Annotated in this window: 19 protein-coding genes and 1 pseudogene; 7 read left to right on the forward strand and 13 right to left on the reverse strand. The window is 36.8% G+C overall.

The features are described 5' to 3' along the window. Positions 1-43 precede the first annotated feature (43 nt). The gene (locus tag IEV17_RS02045; protein WP_004662824.1) at positions 44-658 is read right to left on the reverse strand and encodes an OmpW/AlkL family protein; all 615 of its coding nucleotides are present in this window, start codon (positions 656-658) and stop codon (positions 44-46) included. Positions 659-910: 252 nt separating this feature from the next. Then, a complete protein-coding gene (locus IEV17_RS02050; RefSeq protein WP_004662826.1) occupies positions 911-1,981 on the reverse strand; it encodes a sigma-54 interaction domain-containing protein in 1,071 nt (356 codons plus the stop codon). A 344-nt stretch (positions 1,982-2,325) separates the two neighbouring features. Between IEV17_RS02050 and ssuD the strand changes: the two genes are divergently transcribed. The 3 genes from ssuD to IEV17_RS02065 all read left to right on the forward strand — a co-directional run bounded on the left by ssuD (position 2,326) and on the right by IEV17_RS02065 (position 5,941). Next, on the forward strand, positions 2,326-3,471 hold the full coding sequence (gene ssuD, locus IEV17_RS02055) for an FMNH2-dependent alkanesulfonate monooxygenase (RefSeq protein ID WP_004662829.1): 1,146 nt from the start codon (positions 2,326-2,328) through the stop codon (positions 3,469-3,471). 109 nt (positions 3,472-3,580) lie between these two features. Then, positions 3,581-4,777 (forward strand): acyl-CoA dehydrogenase family protein, encoded by a 1,197-nt coding sequence (locus IEV17_RS02060; protein WP_004662830.1) that lies wholly within the window; start codon positions 3,581-3,583, stop codon positions 4,775-4,777. An 87-nt stretch (positions 4,778-4,864) separates the two neighbouring features. Continuing rightward, positions 4,865-5,941, forward strand: a complete 1,077-nt coding sequence (locus IEV17_RS02065) for a sigma-54 interaction domain-containing protein (protein WP_004662833.1) — start codon at positions 4,865-4,867, stop codon at positions 5,939-5,941. 38 nt (positions 5,942-5,979) lie between these two features. On the opposite strand, the gene IEV17_RS02075 is transcribed toward IEV17_RS02065, so the two are convergent. The 9 genes from IEV17_RS02075 to IEV17_RS02115 all read right to left on the reverse strand — a co-directional run bounded on the left by IEV17_RS02075 (position 5,980) and on the right by IEV17_RS02115 (position 15,654). Further along, positions 5,980-7,215, reverse strand: a complete 1,236-nt coding sequence (locus IEV17_RS02075) for an acyl-CoA dehydrogenase family protein (RefSeq protein WP_004662836.1) — start codon at positions 7,213-7,215, stop codon at positions 5,980-5,982. A gap of 77 nt (positions 7,216-7,292) precedes the next feature. Next, positions 7,293-8,405: a dimethylsulfone monooxygenase SfnG gene (sfnG, locus tag IEV17_RS02080; RefSeq protein ID WP_004662837.1), complete on the reverse strand. Its 1,113-nt coding sequence runs from the start codon at positions 8,403-8,405 to the stop codon at positions 7,293-7,295. Positions 8,406-8,461: 56 nt separating this feature from the next. Then, positions 8,462-9,169 carry an FMN reductase gene (gene msuE, locus IEV17_RS02085; RefSeq protein ID WP_004662839.1) on the reverse strand — a complete coding sequence of 236 codons (708 nt, stop codon included), beginning with the start codon at positions 9,167-9,169 and terminating at the stop codon, positions 8,462-8,464. A gap of 253 nt (positions 9,170-9,422) precedes the next feature. After that, entirely contained in the window at positions 9,423-10,196 is a 774-nt protein-coding gene (locus tag IEV17_RS02090; RefSeq protein ID WP_004662840.1) for an ABC transporter ATP-binding protein, read from the reverse strand. Between the two features lie 14 nt (positions 10,197-10,210). After that, the gene (locus tag IEV17_RS02095; RefSeq protein WP_004662841.1) at positions 10,211-11,623 is read right to left on the reverse strand and encodes an ABC transporter substrate-binding protein; all 1,413 of its coding nucleotides are present in this window, start codon (positions 11,621-11,623) and stop codon (positions 10,211-10,213) included. A 66-nt stretch (positions 11,624-11,689) separates the two neighbouring features. Next, on the reverse strand, positions 11,690-12,760 hold the full coding sequence (locus IEV17_RS02100; RefSeq protein ID WP_004662842.1) for a branched-chain amino acid ABC transporter permease: 1,071 nt from the start codon (positions 12,758-12,760) through the stop codon (positions 11,690-11,692). Between the two features lie 3 nt (positions 12,761-12,763). After that, positions 12,764-13,645, reverse strand: a complete 882-nt coding sequence (locus tag IEV17_RS02105; protein WP_004662843.1) for a branched-chain amino acid ABC transporter permease — start codon at positions 13,643-13,645, stop codon at positions 12,764-12,766. A gap of 51 nt (positions 13,646-13,696) precedes the next feature. After that, the gene (locus IEV17_RS02110) at positions 13,697-14,485 is read right to left on the reverse strand and encodes an ABC transporter ATP-binding protein (protein ID WP_004662844.1); all 789 of its coding nucleotides are present in this window, start codon (positions 14,483-14,485) and stop codon (positions 13,697-13,699) included. Beyond that, entirely contained in the window at positions 14,482-15,654 is a 1,173-nt protein-coding gene (locus IEV17_RS02115; protein ID WP_034601812.1) for an AMP-binding protein, read from the reverse strand. The genes IEV17_RS02110 and IEV17_RS02115 overlap by 4 nt, the downstream gene beginning before the upstream one ends. A gap of 280 nt (positions 15,655-15,934) precedes the next feature. Here IEV17_RS02115 and xseB point away from each other — a divergent pair. Continuing rightward, positions 15,935-16,154, forward strand: a pseudogene (gene xseB, locus IEV17_RS02120) (exodeoxyribonuclease VII small subunit). Between the two features lie 62 nt (positions 16,155-16,216). On the opposite strand, the gene uraH reads toward xseB, so the two are convergent. Then, positions 16,217-16,618 (reverse strand): hydroxyisourate hydrolase, encoded by a 402-nt coding sequence (gene uraH, locus IEV17_RS02125; protein WP_004662846.1) that lies wholly within the window; start codon positions 16,616-16,618, stop codon positions 16,217-16,219. A 10-nt stretch (positions 16,619-16,628) separates the two neighbouring features. Continuing rightward, positions 16,629-16,910 (reverse strand): heme-binding protein, encoded by a 282-nt coding sequence (locus tag IEV17_RS02130; RefSeq protein WP_004662847.1) that lies wholly within the window; start codon positions 16,908-16,910, stop codon positions 16,629-16,631. A 106-nt stretch (positions 16,911-17,016) separates the two neighbouring features. On the opposite strand from IEV17_RS02130, the gene IEV17_RS02135 reads away from it, so the two are divergent. From IEV17_RS02135 to IEV17_RS02145, 3 genes are all read left to right on the forward strand, one after another. After that, positions 17,017-17,688, forward strand: coding sequence for a heavy metal response regulator transcription factor (locus IEV17_RS02135; RefSeq protein WP_004662848.1), 672 nt, complete (start codon positions 17,017-17,019; stop codon positions 17,686-17,688). After that, complete coding sequence (locus IEV17_RS02140; RefSeq protein ID WP_004662851.1) at positions 17,685-19,070, forward strand: heavy metal sensor histidine kinase; 1,386 nt, start codon at positions 17,685-17,687, stop codon at positions 19,068-19,070. The genes IEV17_RS02135 and IEV17_RS02140 overlap by 4 nt, the downstream gene beginning before the upstream one ends. A 487-nt stretch (positions 19,071-19,557) precedes the next feature. Further along, complete coding sequence (locus IEV17_RS02145) at positions 19,558-20,559, forward strand: alpha/beta fold hydrolase (protein ID WP_004662852.1); 1,002 nt, start codon at positions 19,558-19,560, stop codon at positions 20,557-20,559. Positions 20,560-20,767: the final 208 nt, after the last annotated feature.

Here is a 20,767-nt window from a genome sequence, read left to right on the forward strand (position 1 = left end):
TTCGATGTAAATAAAATTAGTATTTAGAAAATGAACTTTTGATTTAAAATTTATACCCAACATTTAGGCTATAAATTGTTGGATTGACATCAACATTTCCCACGTTGACATTATTAATTTTGACATCTGTATCTATGTCGGCATAACGGATATCCGCACCTACAGTCCATTGAGGATTTACTCGAACATCTACTCCCACTTGTGCTGCAAGACCAACTGAGCTAGACAGTTTTAACTTACCTCCATCTTTTAATTTTTCATCCAAAAAATAGGTGTAATTCACCCCTGCTCCAACATATGGACTAATTTTTGAATCAGGCGAAAAGTGATATTGCAAACTTAAAATAGGTGGTAAATGCTTTGTTGTTGCTGCTTTATTACCTGCAACAATAATGTCGTGTTTAGGCGGGAGTCCAACTAGTAAATCTGCGGCAATATTAGGAGTGAAAAAATAACTTATTGTCCCTGTTATGCCAAAAGCATTATCAATATTTACTTTTGCCGTATTATTAAAAATACTTCCTGGAGATGATGTTGGATTTACATTAGTCACAGCACCACGCACTAACCAGCGGTTTTCCTCAGCATAAGCTTGATGATAAAAACCACTAATAAATAAAATTGTACTAATTAATGAAAATGATTTTTTTACATTCATTTAAACACCTAAATATAAATTATGTACCAGTTAAATTGCACAAGTTATGCCAACACTCAACACATTGATTAATTTATTTTTTTATTTTAAATATATACTTATTGTGCACAATTTTTATATAAAACTGACTTTCTAATGTTGAATAATATACAGTTAATTTTATCTATGAAAATATATTCAAACTTTATCTAATTAATAAGCAAAAAAAACCCAAGATTAGAGTTAATTAATCTTGGGAGAACAAAAATTATATTAGGAAACTGAAATTCGGGTATTAGGTTCTAGCAAACCATGCTTAATTAATCGTGCTCTAATAATATTTCGACTAACACCTAATAATTTAGCTGTATGCAATTGATTCTGATGACAATACTCAAATGCTGCTTCTGTAATTTCTGCTTCAAGCTGTTCATTTAAATCCTCTAAGCCTTGTTCAAACCAGTTAAATAAAATTTGCTTGAGGGTTTGACCTGAAGCTTGATTTACCGATGGATCATACTCACCTGAAAGGAACTTATGTTTAAAACCAGAAAGCTGAAAATCATAGCTCTGGATTATGCCATCTTTACAAACAAGTAATGCATGATGTACTGCATTTTCTAGCTCTCTAATATTTCCTGGCCAATGATAATCACATAGCAATTGTTTAGCTTGTGTACTTAAAGTCGGCGAGGCTCGTTTTAAGCTATGCGAATAATCATCTATAAAATGCTGAGCTAAGGGTAAAATATCATCTATTCGTAAGCGTAATGGTAGAATATTTAGTGAAGCTACTTTCAGTCTAAAATATAAATCCTCTCGGAAATTTCCAGCATATACGGCTTCTTCAAGGCGTATATTTGTAGCTGCTATCACTCGTACATTGATTTTTTTAGTTTGTCTTGATCCTAACCTAACAATTTCATTTTCTTGTAAAATTCTAAGTAATTTGACCTGAATAGCTGGCGATAGATCACCAATTTCATCTAAGAAAATAGTCCCTCCCTCAGCAGCTTCGAACCAACCAATTTGGTTGCTAATGGCACCTGTAAATGCACCTTTTTCATGACCAAAAAGCTCAGTCTCAGCCAAAGTATCCGATAAAGCTCCACAATTGACCGCAATAAAAGGTTTATTCTTTCTTAACGAAAGTGCGTGAATTTGACGTGCTACAAGCTCTTTTCCAGTTCCTGTTTCACCAATAATCAATACTGTTGCCTCGCTAGGTGCGATTTGCTCAATATATGACATCAGTCGTTTTGAATTTTGATCTTCAAATACGTATGCACTGGCTTTAACCGTGCGTACCAGTTGACGAGATTCGGGATGTTTAACGATCTCCATAATGATCTCCAAAATTCAAAATATTAATTAGTTAAGTCATTTTTAAACTTAAATCATAAAATGAGATAAGTAGTGCTTAATAATCTAAATTTTAGAGATAAAAAATACCAATAACTTAAACAGCTATAAATATGAGCATTAATTATTAACTCTTATTGGATAATTTTTATAAGCAAATATTCTTAGCATTTAGTGTTGCCCTATAAACAACGAATCAACAATTTAAATTTATTTATCACAACAGCTTTTTATACAAAAATATAAGACATTGAATTTTATAGCATATATTATTGGTATAGTCTTTGCTAAATCTTAAGTTATATGTAACTAAGGATTTGTGCAATATGAATATTTTTTGGTTTTTACCAACCCATGGTGATGGTCATTTTCTTGGTACGAGCGAACAAGCCCGACCTGTTTCATTACAATACCTTAGACAAATTGCTCAAGCTGCCGATTACTTAGGTTATTACGGAGTTTTAATTCCCACTGGTCGTTCTTGCGAAGATTCATGGGTGGTCGCGTCTGCACTAACTCCATTAACAGAGAAATTACGTTTTTTAGTGGCAATCCGACCTGGAATCATTTCTCCTACAGTTTCAGCACGTCAAGCAGCGACATTGGATCGATTATCGAATGGCAGATTGTTAATCAACGTCGTCTCTGGCGGTGATCCTGATGAAAATTCAGGAGATGGTCTATTTTTAGATCATACTGAACGTTATGAAGCAGCTGATGAATTCCTACAGATTTGGCGAAAAGTTTTACAAGGAGAAACTGTCGATTTTAGTGGTAGGCATCTAAATGTAAAAAATGCAAAAATCCTATATCCACCAATACAAAAACCATATCCTCCACTTTATTTTGGTGGATCTTCTGACATCGCTCAAGATTTAGCAGCGAAACAAGTAGATGTTTATCTGACTTGGGGCGAACCACCTTCAGCAGTTGCAGAAAAAATCGCTCAAATGCGTAAGAAAGCAGCGGAGCAAGGACGTGAGGTAAAATTTGGTATTCGTTTGCATGTGATTGTCAGGCGTACCAATGAAGAGGCTTGGGCTGCAGCTCATCAACTTATTGAGCATATCTCCGACGAAACGATAGCCAAAGCTCAGGCATCATTTGCGCGATTTGATTCTGTAGGTCAGCAACGTATGGCTGCATTACATGGTGGTAAACGTGACCAACTAGAAGTTTCACCTAATCTCTGGGCTGGAGTCGGTTTAGTTCGTGGGGGTGCAGGTACTGCATTGGTAGGCGATCCTCAAACGATTGTTGAGCGTATTAAAGAATATGCTGATCTGGGTATAGATAGCTTTATTTTCTCAGGCTACCCACATCTTGAAGAAGCATATCGATTTGCTGAGCTAGTTTTTCCATTACTACCAGAACCATATTCAAAATATGCACAATTTGGTCAAACAAATCTGACCGGGCCATTTGGTGAAATGATTGCAAATGATGTCCTTCCAACTCAATCAAATAAGTAAACTTAGAAAAGTTATCCCATCAGGTTTAAAGACCTATGGGTAATTTTAATTACAACGTAGTCATGCTATTAGATTTTAAAAGTCAGATGCAAAATAGGATAAAAAAACAATGAACGTATTAAATCAGAATTATCGTATCCATCGCCTTTCTGATGCTTTACCTGTTGCGGAGTTTTTAGCACAACAATTTGAACAAACTGCGATTGAACGTGATCGTATAGGTGGAACACCTAAATATGAGCGTGATCTGATACGTCAAAGTGGTTTGCTTTCGTTATCTATTCCAGAAGAATTTGGAGGTTTTTCAGGGCGTTGGCAAGATACTTTTGATGTCGTCAGAATTTTTGCACAAGTTGATAGTTCGATCGCTCATGTATTTGGGTTTCATCATCTTTTATTAGCAACCGTGCGACTTTTCGGTAATACATCTCAATGGAAACATTGGTATACAGCGACGGCAGAAAAATCATGGTTTTGGGGTAATGCATTAAACCCGTTAGATTCTAGAACTGTAGTAAAAAAACATGAGGGCTGGTATGAGTTTTCTGGCAAAAAAAGCTTCTGTTCAGGAGCTATTGACTCAGAAATGTTAATCGCTTCTGGCTTAGATGATCATACACAAAAGTTATTAATTGCAGCTCTGCCCACCTCTCGATCTGGTATAACGCTTTACCATGACTGGGATAATATTGGACAAAGACAAACTGACAGTGGTAGTTCGATTTTTGAACGTGTTCGTGTCGAAGAAAAAGATATGTTGCTTGATCCTGGACCTTTAAGTACACCTTTTTCTACATTAAGACCACTCATCGCACAATTGGTATTCATTAATATGTTTCTTGGCGTTGCAGAAGGTGCATTCAACGAAGCTAAACGCTATACGAAAAATGAGGCTCGATCTTGGTTTTTATCAGGTGTTGATCAAGCTAATGAGGACCCTTACACCTTACGTCATTATGGTGAGTTTTGGCTTCAATTAGAAAGTGTTCGTTTATTAAATCAGCATGCGATCGCTACATTACAAACAGCTTGGGATATTGCGGAAAATCTAACTGAACAGCAACGTGGTGAAGTCGCTGTAGCTGTAGCAACAGCAAAGGTCGCTGCGACAAGAGCAAGTCTTGATATTACAAGCCGTATTTTCGAAGTAACAGGTGCCCGGGCAACACATGCTGGATTACGCTTAGATCGTTTTTGGAGAAATGTAAGAACACAGACCTTACATGATCCTGTGGAATATAAAATTAAAGAACTTGGAGAATGGGCTTTAAATGATAAATTCCCAAATGCTTCTTTTTATTCATAAGCTCATACATTCTCTATATTTCACAATGTGAAAGACAAAAGACACAATGAATTAAGTCATTTACAAATAGGAGTAGAATTGGATTAAATGCGAGACCATATTATTACACTACCAGACATCACTGAACGAAGTCATTCACATAAAGCCTCTGCTCAAGTTTTTACTGATCCTGAATCAAAAAAGTTGTTTGAATATATTAAGCAGATTGCTCCTAGCGAAGCCAGTGTACTTATTCATGGTGAGACAGGTACAGGAAAAGAGTTAATAGCGAGGCAAATCCATGAACATAGCCATCGTCGTAACAAGCCTTTTATTGCAGTTAATTGTGGGGCTTTTTCAGAAACACTTGTTGAAAGTGAGTTATTTGGTCATGAAAAAGGTGCATTTACAGGTGCTTTGTCTAGTAGTGCAGGTTGGTTTGAGGCAGCAAATGGTGGCACCCTGTTACTTGATGAAATAGGCGATTTATCAAAACGTATTCAAGTCAAATTATTACGAGTGCTACAAGAACGAGAAGTTGTACGCTTAGGATCGCGTAAAAGTATTCCAATTAACGTGCGTGTTTTGGCAGCAACCAACGTAAATTTAGAACAAGCAATCATCGCTGATCAGTTCCGAGAAGATCTCTACTATCGTTTAAATGTAGTCACTTTGAATATCAAACCACTTCGTGAAAGAAAGGGCGATATCATGCCCTTGGCCTATCATTTTATTGAAAAATACCATGCTCAATTAGGATACGATAAAGCCAAATTTTCTAACGATGCTCAAAAGAAAATGAATGGTTATTGGTGGCCAGGCAACATTCGTGAACTCGAAAATATGATCCACCATGCCCTACTTATTTGTCAAAATGGTATTATTGAAAGTAATGATCTAAGTTTACTTAGCTCTCCTGAACAAATACGAAAAAATCAACAGAAAATAGAAAAAAAAGTCGAAACAGAAATTGATCCTAAACTTAAAGAAATTTTCCATACGATCTTTAAACATCAGCAAAATAATGCTTATGGTTATGTTGAAGATCAACTCTTACGGATCGCATATCACTACTGTCATCAGAATCAAGTTAAGACAGCTCAACTGCTCGGACTTAGCCGGAATATTATTCGAGCCAGATTAATTGAACTCGGTGAGTTAATTGTTACAAAGCGTGGGGAATAGCCTCTCGATCTACAATAGACAAGAGGCTAATTTCTAATTTAATTTTGGGTTTTGCTGCCACCCCCGATTTGCCAAGCATAAATCGGTTCAGTACCATTAATTTCCCAGTCACCAATACTCTTCTCTTTATAAATAAGTGGATTATGAGAAGAAACTGTTCTAGCATTCCGCCAAAAACGATCTAGAGACTTGCTTGAACTGGCAGCTGAAGCACTTAATGCATTGAATAATTTACTCGTCAAATCTAATACTAAATCTGCAATCACTACCTGCCCTTGTGCGGACTCGATCTCTGCCAATATATTCACCTGATTCTCATAGTCTGCATCTTTTGAGAAATGCGCTTGAAATGCACGTTGCGAAGCCTGAGCAGCTTGAATTGTTATCGCTTCAGCGGCATAAGTTTGAGCAGAAGCTTTACCAATGACCTGTAATACTTGTACATCTTGATCAACACGATCGCCGTTACCATGGCTAAAAACGCGTGTTCTTTGACGAACTTGAGTTTTAAACTCCTCTAAAGCGGCCTGAGCTATTCCTGTTAAAGTTGCTAAATGAAATAATTGATAAAAAGCTGTTTGATATTTAAATCTGCTATCAAATGCAATCACTTCATCCACTACGGCATTAACTAAAACTGCGGTACCACTGCCTGTGGTCCGTTGACCAAAGCCATCCCAATCATCTTTAATTGTCACACCTTCTTGTTGAGTGCGAGTCGCTGCAATAACAACCTCTCCAGTCTCATCATTTTGAGCAAATAAATCGAGCCATTCAGCAAAAATACTTCCTGTTGTGTAATATTTTTGCCCATTCACAATCCACTGATCATTCTGTTTCGTAAGTTTAGTAATCACATCCCCTATTTTAACAGTGCCAATTTCAGTCCAAGCATTACCTGCAATTTCTCCCGCTACAAAGCGTTTAAACCAGTGACTCTGATCATTTTCAAGTTGAGCGTTTAAACGATCCTCCACAAATGCAAAATGACCACGAAGTGCTTGTGTGACGTTAGAATCAGCTTTAGATAGTTCTATAAGTAATTGGAATAATTGAGGTAATGATGCACCATCACCGCCATGCTCTTTTGGTACTCTTAAAGCACCAAAGCCAGCATCTTTTAACCATTGAATTTGTTCAAATGGCAAAATACGCTCTTGCTCGCGTTGCAAAGTTCCTGTTGCAATCTTCTCAAAAATTGGTCGGTATTTAGTAGCAATCAAGTTATATTCAGCACTATACGCCACACTTGGAATATCATATAAACGAGTCATATTTTGATCCTTATTTATTGTAAAATGAATGATTAAAGACATAATCAAAAAGATAATGCCTTTAATTATTTGAGTATTTATACAGCTGCTTTGAGCTGTTCGTTATTCTTCGCTTCAAGTTCTCGGACTAAAGGCAAGACTTTTTCGCCAAAGTATTCAACTTCTTCAATAAAATGTAAAAATCCTGCAAGCACAAGATCAACACCTGCTGCTTTTAAAGCCACAATCCGCTCTGCAACTTGCTGCGGTGTACCTATTAAATTTGTTTTGAAACCATCGTTATACTGCACCAAATCTTCAAATGTTGATTTTGCCCAATTACCTTCGCCCTCTGGGCTTGCAGCACCTGCTTCTTTGGCTGCATCACCAAATGCATTAACAGCTTCAGGATTCGCCTTATCAATAATTTCTTGTAATACAGCTTGAGCTTCTTCTTCTGTATCCCGTGCGATAATGAATGCATTCAAACCAATTTTGACGTGATGATTGTTAGCTTTCGCTTTCTCACGAATATCATCAACTTGCGCCTTAATACCCTCTACTGTATTACCATTGGTGAAATACCAATCAGATACTCGTGATGCCATGTCTCGTGCTGCTCGTGAACTTCCCCCTTGAAAAATCTCAGGGTGCGGCTGTTGTAGTGGTTTTGGTTTTAACGTGTAATCTTTAAACTGATAATACTTACCATCAAAACTATAATTATCCTGCGTCCAAATTCCTTTTAAAGTTCGAATAAATTCTTCTGATCGTACGTAACGCTCATCATGATCTGGCCATTCTTCGCCAATTGCATCAAACTCCCCTCTAAACCAGCCGCTGACGATATTGATTGCTATACGACCATTGGTTAACTGATCAATTGTTGCCAATTGTTTTGCAACTACGGCTGGCTTCCAAGGACCTGGTAAAATAGCAGCGATCACTTTTAAGTTTTCGGTTGACTCAAGAATAGAGTGACTAAATGCAACTGATTCGTGTTGATTATCTGCTCCATATCCAGCAGTAAATCGAATCTGCGTGAGGGCATATTCAAAGCCATTTTTTTCAGCGGCTTTTGCTAAACGTCGGTTGTAATCAATACCCCAATCTGTTCGCTGTTCAATATTACTTACAACTAATCCCCCGCTGACATTAGGTACCCAGTAAGCGAAATGAATATCTGAAGAATGATTTTGCTGAGTGGTCATGAATAGAACTCCTTAATAGTATCTTTTATGCAATTTGAAATTAATTGTGTTTGTCTTTAAGTATTTACAAAGCTCGTTGCTATCGTATTTGATGAAGCAAAATTCAAATTCTGAACATGCTGCAAAAATACAGAATGTGGTTGTGTAGCAAGAACTTGATGCAACTTGATTTCGAAATCATCATGAATTGTCGGATTGACCTTGAGCTTACTAGCAAATAAAAATTGTGGAATTGCACGCGTAACTGCGAGTTCAATACGTTCTAATAGCAAAGGATTTACAACTTGATAATTTTCGAAATCCTTATCTGTTGCAAATACACCAATTGGTAAAGTATGGGATTGAAAAAAACTGAATAATGGGCGGAACTGATGCTCTAAAACCAAAGCATGGCGTTCACTTCCACCTGTTGCTGCAAGTAAAACTGGTTTGTCGACTAAAGCAAATTGGTCTATGTAATCAAATAAATGCTTAAATAAACCAGTATATGAGGCACGATATACTGGACTTGCAACAACCAAAGCATCTGCCGCTTCAATAAGATCAAGCGCAGATTGGACTTCTTCAGCTAAAAGATCACGACGGGCAGCGCCATTAAGTAAATGTCCAATTTGACTTAAACGAATGTATTGAACGTCTACTTGAATATGTTGCTGAAGTTGAGCCAAGATAGCATTAACCAAAGTTTCAGTTTTTGATGGGCTATTTGGAGCACCTGTAACCGCGACAAGTTTTAAAGGACGAATGCTTGTTACTGCTGACATGATAAATATCCTTTTCCACTAAAAATATGGAAATTAAATTGGTATTGCCATTTATATACGCCAAAACCGTGCCAAAAAATTAATCATTAATTATCAGTATCTTAAAAAAATGAAGATTTTTATTATTCTTTTTGAACAGATTTTTTGTTGATGTGCTGTTGTTCTACAAACATTAAAAAATCGATCAAATTTTAGAGATAAAAAAAGCGCTAAATAAATAGCGCTTATTTTTAGTTTTCTGGTTTAGAAAATGCTAAACCGCACTTGCTAAATATGCTCGTTGTATATCACCAGACTCGTAGAGTTTTTGAGTTTCACCACAACTTCTTACCTCTCCATTTTCAATAAGATAAGCGTAGTCTGTATATCCAAGCGCTAATCGAATATTCTGTTCTGCTATCAAAAAACTTATCCCCTCTTGATCTTTTAAAGTCTTTATCAATTCAAAGATTTCATCAATAATTTTAGGCGCGAGCCCCATCGAAGGTTCATCAAGTAACACCAAGCGAGGCTGTGTCATCAGGGCTCGACCAATTGCAAGCATTTGTTGTTCACCACCAGAAGTATAACCAGCCAACGTTTTCTTCTTCTCTGCAAGTCGCGGAAAATAATGATAAATCTTATCAAGCAACTCTGATAAATTTGCCCTAGATGGCGAATGAATAAAACCGCCTGTGCGTAGATTTTCATCAACAGTTAAATGAGTAAAGCAATGCCTTCCTTCTAATACCTGAACAAGCCCCTTTTCTACCAACTCGCTAGGATTCTGTCCCAAAACTGACGCCCCTAAATATTCAATTTGGCCTCGTAGAATTTTGCCATTTTCTGCACCAATCAGTTGAGAAATCGATTTTAATGTAGTGCTTTTACCAGCACCATTCGCACCTAATAATGCAACAATCTCTCCATTACCAACGCTTAAACTTATCTGTTTCAATGCGAGAATACTTTGGTTATAGATGACTTCAATATCATTTACATCTAGCAAAGCTTGAAAATCATCTGCTTTTTGGCGTTCTTGGGACATAAATTCATCCTCTATTATTGTTCAGTTGCACAGTTTCGAACGGTAATACCTTGTTCTTTGGCATACTGCTCCGCTGACTTCTCAATAATTGGACGTAACAAGGCACGGTCGGCTTGTACCCAATCACTGATCACCTTCCATTCTTTACCATCCCATTGTTGGAAACGTACAGCACCACCACCTTCATGGTCTTCGCATGTCAGTTTCAAAGGCTGAACTAAACCGAAAGCACCTAATTGTTTAAGACGCTCATCTGTCAAATTAATATGTTCAAATCCCCAGCGGACTTCCTCACCTGTTAATGGTCGTTTACCAAATTTTTCTTGAGCCACCCGAACCGCTTCAACATTCAAAATTCCATTGACAACACCAAGATTATAATAGACTGTGCCAAAGCGCTTTGGATCAGCCAAATCTGATTGCCCTTTATCTACAACTAATTTTTTAATTTGTTGTAAAACAGGAAAATTCGTACCTGATGGATGTGTGGTAATAGAAATAAATCCATTTGCAGCATTGTCTGCTGGTGCAGCGTCTTCTTCAGAATTTGACCAAATATTTCCGATAATCTTATTGGTTGGATAACCGACTTTCTGAGCAGTTTTCAATGCTACAGGATTCATTACTCCCCATCCTCTTAGAATTACCCAATCTGGCTGAATGCGACGAATATTCAACCACTGCGACTGTTGTTCATTTCCAGGATGAGGTACTTCAATATTAGTGACTTCAAAACCATATTTTTTTGAAAGAATTTCAATCACTGGAATCGTTTCTTTTCCGTATGGCGAGCCATGATAGAGCACTACAATTTTCTTCCCTTTTAATTGATCTAAGCCACCACTTTGCTGTCCTAAGTAGTTGATAATAGCTGAAACCTCACTATATGGGTTAAGTTGTAACGGGAACACATATGGAAATACACGACCATCTGTAGAGTCTGTACGACCATGGTTAATGGTAATTAAAGGTAATTTATCTTTGGTAGAACGCTCTAATGTCGCATAAGCAATCCCAACAGATAATGGATTTGTCGCGGCAGCTGGAGCACCATTTAATCCTTTCTTAAGACGCTCATAGCACTCGACACCCTTTTCGACAACATACTCAGTTTCACACTCTGACCATACCAACTTCACTCCATTGACACCGCCCTCAGCATTGACTGCTTTTAAGTAGTCAATAAATCCGCCAAAGAAACCTGTTCCACCCGCTGCATAAGGACCAACACGATAACTTTGCAATGGAAAATATTGTGCATTTTGATCAGATAATTGAGTTGTCTGATCTTTTGCTTGAGTATCAGTTTGTGTGACTGACGCAGTGGGTTCAGTTGTTGATTTTTCTTTTTTGGTGACCCAAACAACCAACGCTAAAATGATGGCAATAGCAACAAGCCAAAACCATAAGGATTTAAGTAATTTCATAAATTAGCCTCTAATTCAAATTGTTAAATAATTTTTACAACGCTAAAAGTGATAAATTTAAAATGATCAATACCTTAAAGGCCATGTTCTCAGCCTCTGATAAACATTGCGTAAGAAGCGACTGATCCCTTCTGGCTCTTTAATAAGAAAATAAATGATCAATGCCCCGAAAATAATTTTTTGCAGATTTTGTAAAAGTGCTTGATCTATCGCTTGCCCGAATAACACTTGTCCCAAAACACTGAGCACAATCGGCAATAAGACAATAAATGCAGCACCGTAAAAACTCCCAGCCAAACTGCCAAGTCCACCGATGATGATGATGAATAGAATTTGAAATGATCGATTGAGATCCAAGCCATCTGCTTCAATCGTCCCTAAATACGCAAATGCCCAAAGCGCTCCAGCGATACCTAGATAAAATGAGCTCACGGCGAATGCCAGTAACTTGGTTCGTGCTACAGGAATGCCAAGTGTTACTGCCGCAGTTTCCATATCACGGACTGCTCTAAAATTACGACCGTATTGGCTATTTACAAGATTGCGAGCGAGGATCGTTAAAAGCACAACAATAGTGAATGTGAGCAAATAATGACCTACAGGTGTATTAATGGAATATCCTAAAATATCCATTTTCGGTGCAGTGATAACGCCAGAAGCATTGTGATTGGTAAACCAACTGTACTGCGTAAACAACCATGGAATAAAAAATTGTGCCGCCAAAGTCGAAACAATCAGATAAAACCCTTTAATTCTTAAACTCGGTAAACCAACCAAAATGCCGAATAATGCTGCAATCAAACCACCTAAAAAAATACTCACTAGCAATGGTAGATATGGAACCCTCAACTCAAGGTTATATGTTGCAAACGCACCTACAGCCATAAAAGCAGCTGAACCTAAAGACAACTGTCCTGTATAACCGGTAAGAATATTGAGTCCCAACCCAGCGAGTGCCAAAACTAAATAAGGGATTAAAATCGCATTGAAAAGATAATCTGATCCAATGAGTGGTATAAAAATAAAAGCAATCAGCAATCCGAATAAAAATAATATGCGATGTTCGTGTAATTTAAATATTCGCTGTTCATCACGATATTTTTCTGGATATTGGCCCGCACGACTAAAGATAAACATATGCTAGACCCTCACCACTTGTTGCTGACCAAATAAGCCCGTTGGACGAATCATCAGGAACAAGATAGCCAATACATATGGGAACCAATTTTCTATTCCAGAACCAATAATGCTGCCCAAATAAATTTCAGCTAACTTCTCAGTAGCACCAACGATCAGACCAGCAATAATTGCACCTGAAATAGAAGTGAAACCACCGATGATCAGTACTGGTAATGCTTTCAATACAACCAACGATAGGGAGAACTGCACACCTAAACGAGCACCCCACAATAGACCTGCCACTAAAGCGACAAGACCAGCAACAGACCATACCAAGATCCAAATTTTATTTAATTTGATTCCTACCGATTGGGCTGCCAACGGGTCATCTGCAACTGCACGTAGGGCGATACCAAATCGAGTTTTGCTAAATAAAAGTGACAGAATAATCACTAAACCACCAGCAATTGCAGTAGCAAAAAGGTCAAACTTACTCACCATAATCCCGAACAGACTAATCGGTGTGTCTGAAATCCCAAGATCAAGCCCATGAACCTGAGTTCCCCATACTGTTTGAGACAAACCTTCTATGACATAACTCAAACCAAGCGTTGCCATAAATAGGGTAATGACCGACCGATTAATCAAGTGTTTGAGAATCAACGCATCAATCAATAGCACCAAAATAAAAATCACAAACAAAGTCACTATGAATGCCACTACAAATGGAATACCGCGCTCAGTGAGATTTACGAAGGTCAATGCGGCAAACAGAACCAATGATCCTTGGGCAAAATTAAATACTCCTGATGCCCTATAGATCAGAACAAACCCAATGGCAACTAAGGAATACATTACTCCTGCCAATGTGCCACCCAATAACACTTCAAGAAAAAAAGACATTTGTAATCAACCTTTTAATATTTGAATTTATATATGAATCGACTCATGAATCTAAACAGCCTCTAAACTTTGCAAACCAAGATATGCATTCAATACCTCAGGATGTTCCTGAATTTGCTTAGGTGTGCCGTCTGCGATTTTCTTGCCGTAATCCAACACCACGATGTGATCAGAAATATTCATAACTACGCCGAGGTCATGCTCGATCATTAAAATCGTGATGCCTAAACGCTGATTTATCTTTTTTATAAAACCCGCAATATCCTGTTTTTCTTGATGATTCATACCAGCCATCGGCTCGTCCAATAACAGTAATTTAGGCTCACTTGCCAAAGCACGAGCGAGTTCAACTCGCTTCTGTAAACCATATGACAAAGAACTAACGATATGATCTCGATATTCTTGGAGTTGAAGTAATTTCAAGATTTCTTCGACTTTATATCTTTGTATATCCTCATTTTTTTGATATGACTTGAGCGAAAATAACGCACCAAGTAAGGAGTGCTGACTTTTTAATGCTCGACCTGTCAGAATATTGTCTAATACAGACATATTTTTAAATAAAGCTAAATTCTGAAAAGTACGAGCAATCCCCAAGTGTGGAGCAACATTACTTTTATAAGTTTTTAAGACTTTTCCTGAAATTATGATCTGTCCCGCATGCGGTCGATAAATTCCATTAACAACATTAATAACTGAACTTTTGCCTGCACCATTGGGTCCAATCAAAGATAATATTTCCCCCTCATGGACAGAGAAACTTAGCTTTTTTAGAACCTGGGATGAATGAAATGCCAATTCAATTTCATTTAATTCTAATAATACGGATGATGTACTCATAGAGATTTCCTAATCGATAACGTACTAGAAGAAAGCAGATGATTCGATTTGCTATGTGCTGAAAGTTCGGTTTTACCCCAATCTGGACTTTCCCCCCAATAATGCAATTGCACCCCTAAGGATTCATAAAACAACTGTGTATCTTTAGACACATGATGACCCACAACTAATGCTGTCTTTAAACGAGCGAAACCTAGCTCTTCAAGAATGACTTGGTTAAAAAGAGCCAATATCAATCTATGCACTAAGTGCATTTTTTTCTGCTTTTGTTTTTGCTCTACAGCATGCTGATAAGTTTGATAAAGCCAAGTTTGGGATTGTGGAAGACGTTGTAGAATTCGTTGGCGAACTCGTTCATAAGTTGCTTGAGAACCAAGCACTAAAGTCGGCGATATGAGTTGTCGATCCTGATCACGAGTGTTCAATGTTTCTGGAATATTTAGGCAAAAACCCGCCAACAACCAAGCCGACCAAAGATAACGAATATGGCCAACACTAGAAAAAGCTCGTGCAATAAATGCCTGCTCATCTTTTCCAATTTGATATTGCTCAACTAACTGATGTGCTTCATTAATTAAGCTCTCATGACTGTAATGGATACTTTGTTGCTTATTCTGTTCTATTTGATGAAAACTGAAAGCAATACCTAAATTATCAATAATTAAACTTTTAAAGCTTACTTGGTATTTTGTTTTATTACTTTCAAACAATGTAGAAAGACTGATGATATATTCACGATCAAAATGATGTAGATGATTTTCTTCAATGTAAAAAATATAAGTTGGATGATAATTAAGAGCATCTAATGAAACTAACTGCTCAATCAAAAGATAGTCTGGTTTTAAAATAGATAAATGTTCTAATATCTGATCAGTTTGAAGAAGGTCATCAGACTGATCAATCAATTGGACTCGCCCACCTAATGCTTGTACAGCCAAACTAATTGCAATCACATCAACATTCGGATTACTGATGATGACAAAAAGCTGTTCTTTTTGAAAACTATACTCTCGCAACGCAGATGCATAGTGCTCGCTTAATGCTAATAATTGTTCCCATGTCCATTTCTGCCAAAGACCCATTTTTTTATGTCTTAAAGCAATTGCATTAGGTTGTGTGCTCGCATGGTGCACCAATAATGAAACGAGATTTTTGGAATATTCTGACACTTCGCAATACATCCCACCCATCATGAACTTATTAAGACGGGTTTAAAGTTAAATATTGCTTAAGGTATTTCAATTTACATGCCACATTTTATTTTAATAAATATCAAAAACTTAAACTAAAAATATATTTTTAACTGCTTGTTTCTTTTAAAAAGTTGCTTATGTAATGTTTGTTCAGCAACAGATATGTAATCTGTGCTACAAATAAATTTTGAAATAGCTATTTTATAGCTCGAATTTTCTATCCGTACAGCAGACTGGTTCAACGATTTCAATTGAAATGCAAGATTGCTATCTTCATGTACATGAGGTGATAAATCCTGAACAAAAAGAGATAAATTTTAAAGAAGGCTACGAATCACTTAAAAAATTCTGAATTAATAGAAGCACAGGAAGAACTAGACATCGTTAATCTGATGAAAATTGCAGAAGAATCAATGACCGCTTACAAGGCATGTAAATCAAGAATGGATAATGTACAACTAGCATTAAATGTTTAATTCAACGCTAGTTAATTTACTGTATGTGATAAGAAAAAATATCTATTTAACAGTTTGATTTTCTAGTTACCGCGATAAGTTGAATAACCATAGGGACTGAGTAACAAAGGAATGTGATAATGTTTAACAGTTCCATCCACTTTAAAAATCACAGGAACTTCTGGAAAAAAGGTCTGTTGCTTTTGTTGATTGAACCAAGCCTCAGTTTTAAAGGTCACTTTGTAAATCCCTTTTTCCAACGCTTTGTTCTCAGGATATAGCGCAGTAATCCGCCCATTTTCACCTGTAAATTTCTGATTCAATTTAATCCACTGATCACCAGAGCTTTTTTCAAGAACAACTTCAACATTTGCTGAAGGTAAACCATTTTCCAAATTAAGAACATGGACACTTAATGGGTTCGGTTCAGCAAATGCCGCTGAACTGAATAAGATGAGTGAATAAGGTAAGATTTTCTTTAACATCATAAACTCCTCACAGATTTTTCAATATTTGAATGGCTGATGTAGCACAGTAATCATCGTTTTTAGCACCGCCTGCTCCAGCCACGCCAATCGCTCCGACCACTTGATTTTGGTATCGAATAGGTAATCCACCACCCAATAACAGCAGCTTAGAAACATTAGTCAAATTTTTTGCATCAGGATTACTATTTGCTGTTTGAAGATCCAATGAATAAACTTGCTTCAGCTCCACAGAGTGTGCAACAGTGCTACTGAACAGTAACGTTAAACCAAGAATTTTAAGCTTACTCATATTGATTCCTGCCTGATATGCTTTGAAAATCTTAAACAAATCCATTCCGCCACAGCATGACAATCACATTACAAAATTGTCATGTTCACAAAGAGTCTGAACAAAAATGTGTATTCTGATTATCGAAGATGAAACGAAGATCGCGTCTTATTTAGTAAAAGGCTTAATTGAGTCAGGCTATACAGCGGAGTGCGTCCATTCAGGACTAGAAGGTTTGGAAAGATTAAAAATGAAATCCTATTCTTTGGTGATTTTAGATGTCATGTTGCCTGATCTTGATGGCTGGGATGTATTGAAAATACTTCGCCAATTTTCTAAGGTACCCGTGATATTTCTAACTGCAAAGGATCAGATTTTAGATCGTGTCAAAGGCTTAGAGCTAGGTGCAGATGATTATTTAGCAAAACCATTTTCCTATATTGAATTACTTGCTCGCATCAAAAGTCTTTTAAGGCGCCAACAATATAATCAAGAAAATGAGCTCTCGATTGCATCATTAAAGATGGATTTAACACAACACAAAGTTTGGCGAGAAAATGCATTAATCGACCTCAGTAAGAAGGAATTTAACCTACTTCGATTTATGCTTTTGCATCAAGATGAAATTATTACGCGCCGCCAAATTGCTTCAGAAGTTTGGAATATTAACTTTGATACAGATACTAACTTTATCGATGTTGCTGTACGTCGCTTACGCAGCAAAATTGATGATGGGCATGATTTAAAGTTAATTCATACGATTCGGGGCTTAGGTTATAAGCTATCGGTTCAAGCATGATGAATCATATCTTTCGCTCATTAGAATTGAGACTCACCCTACTAGTGACTTTTTGCAGCGCTCTCGTTTTATGCGTAGTGGCAATGATTAGTTATATTGGGATTAATCAAATTTTAATTATCCAACAAGATCGTGCTCTGACGGACCGAATTGAACGACTCGAAATACTTCTACAAGATAGTGAAAATATAAATCAAATTATTGCTCGTCCTAAGCTCTATCAAAATATGTTAGGCAACCAAGATAACTTGTTTATTTTAATGGATCATAATCAACGCTTGATTGATATTAATCCTTTAAATATTCCCCTTCCTAAATTAGCAACCTCAAGCAGCATCCAATTTACTGATTTGGCTCAGACCGAACACCCAGCACGCTTGTCATGGAAAACGATCAACATTCATCAAAAGCCTTATTTGCTCATCGCAGGCAAGCAATGGTCTGAACGTCTCAATATTCTTGAACCATTCCGTAACGGTTTAATGGTTTCAGTAAGCATCGGGGTTGTATTGATTTTTATATTGTCTGCTCTGGCTAGCCATTTTGGACTCAGTACTTTAAGAAAACTGCAACAACAAACTCAGGCAATTAATGTCCATCAATTGCAGCAAAGAATTCAGCTTGATCAAGCTCCATCTGAAATTGAACAACTGACAGCAGACATCAATACCATGCTGAACCGAATTGAAATCGGTTACCAGCAACTCAACCGATTCTCAGAAGACATTGCACATGAATTTAGGACTCCTCTAAACAACCTGATTGGACAAACGGAAATCATGCTCATGGGTGAGCGTACAGATGAACAATATAAAGAACTGCTGTATTCAAATTTAGAAGATTACCAACGCCTGAAACGAATGATTGATAGCATGCTGTTTCTTGCACGTGCGGATCGTCAGATGGTGATGTTAAATAAACAATGGATCGATCTACCCAACTTGATTGAGACGATTTGTGACATTTTTGAGCATCAAGCCGAAGAACAAGGTTGCCAGTTTATTTTGCAGTTAGAACAAACTCAGATATTGGCTGATCCTGAATTACTACAACGAGCGCTTTATAATTTAATTTCAAATGCACTGACACATGGTGGTTTACAACGTCAGATTTATATTGGCAGTCGAAACAACCAACAAGATGATTCAAGCTTTACAACTAGCTTATATGTGATCACCAGTGATACGAGTATTGCAAATGAGCATCTTGATTCTCTATTTGAACGCTTTTATCAATGTACTTCTAGCCGCCATCAAAGCAGCCAAACTGGAGGTCTCGGTTTATCCATCGTTGCCTCAATTATGACCCTTCATCAAGGTGATTATTTGGCTTACAATACTCCAGATGGTATTTGCTTTGAGCTCATTTTTTCTGAAATTTAGTTATCGAAAACTATGAAATATATCTTTATTTATTTTCAAAAATTGACTTCCTAACTGTCTTCCATCAATCCAAAAATCAGTGGTGTCATAGTAATTTTCTTGCTGATAATCTCCTAACGTTTTGCTTTGTCCAACCATCTGCTTAGATGAGAAAATTGTTTCCTGAAAGTTAGTGCAACAACATAATGTTGAATCTCGCTAGCTAATAAAGCAGCGTTTGATAACTTGCCGTGATATTTTGATTTTACTCATGACCAAACATGAATTTAATAATGGTCATATTAGCAACTCTAGTGATTCAAATTGTCATTGCCTTTATTTAATCACTTTAATAATTTGAGATAGGATTTTTTGTAGCAAGTATCTTGTTGAATTAATTCAAAACCATATTTCCTATATGTTACATGTTCAAATCATAATTTGGTTATTCAACTACACACACGAGAAGTAATTAATTTAGCCAAAATAAATTGGGGGCAACAAAACGATGAGTAAAAATGAATTAGGAACTGTTTTGAATCAGCCCACTATTGATGTTAAAGAATTATATCAACAATGGGGAGTGTCAACTCCTTGGCGTTCAACAGGTAGATTCGAACCTTTACAGATATTTGCGGGTAAGCTTTTGTATCGCCAAACCTTATACAATGAAAGTAGGTTTTATGGATTTAAACTTCACCATCATCAAATTGATGGCTTCCAAGTACATTGGTTAAGTAATAAAAAAAATAAGAAATCAAAGGGATCAATATTGTTAATTCATGGATTAAGTGCGGATAAATCACATTGGGTGCGATTCGCGCGTTATCTTGCTAAGGACTATCATGTCATCATTCCTGATTTACCTGCACATGGTCAGACTGGCTATTTATCAAATGCTGATTACAGTGTGGAGAGACAAGCTCGACGAATGATCGAGTTATTGGATCATTTAGGTATAAATCAAGTTCACGTACTTGGAAATTCAATGGGAGGTTTTATAAGCATTTCCATGGCTCACAAATGGTCTCATCGAATAGCTAGCTTAGGACTTTTAAATTCTGCGGGTTTAAAACCAAGAACTCACAGTGTATTGGAAGCAGCATTTCATGGAGCTAAAAATCCATTTATTGTAAATTCAGTTTCAGAATTTAATGACTTATTATCATTAGCTGCATCAAAGCAGCAATGGATGCCCTATTCTGTAAGATTAATGCTTGCTAAGCAGTTAGCTGATCGACGAGAGCGCTTGTTTAAATTATCTTTACAAGTAATGCAGGAAATAACTGAGTTTAATTGCGCAGAGAAAAGTAAAGATGCTTTTAAGATGTCAACACTTGTAATTTGGGGTGAAGAAGACAAATTACTTGATGTAGATATGTTAGAGCATTTTGTTGAGATTATTCCACATGCCCATTCAGTGAAATTACCTAATACTGGCCATATGCCAATGCTTGAATGTCCTAAGATAGCAGCAAAGCATTATAAAAGATTCATTAATACTTTATAGCATCCATTCTGATGATCAGATATGAATAACTTTGCCAAACCTTTAAGGTAGAATTCAGCTGCATGAAATGAACAATTAGAGAGCAATGAGTAACCATAAATTTATAAATAAATTTCGAGCATAAAAAACCACGTTGGGGAAACGTGGTTGAGGTGTCATTTTGCTTAAAGTGTTATGGTCATATACTTCAGTTAATTTAAAAGCCCTT

It is taken from the genome of Acinetobacter modestus (genome assembly GCF_014636095.1).
Taxonomy (GTDB): Bacteria; Pseudomonadota; Gammaproteobacteria; order Pseudomonadales; family Moraxellaceae; genus Acinetobacter; species Acinetobacter modestus.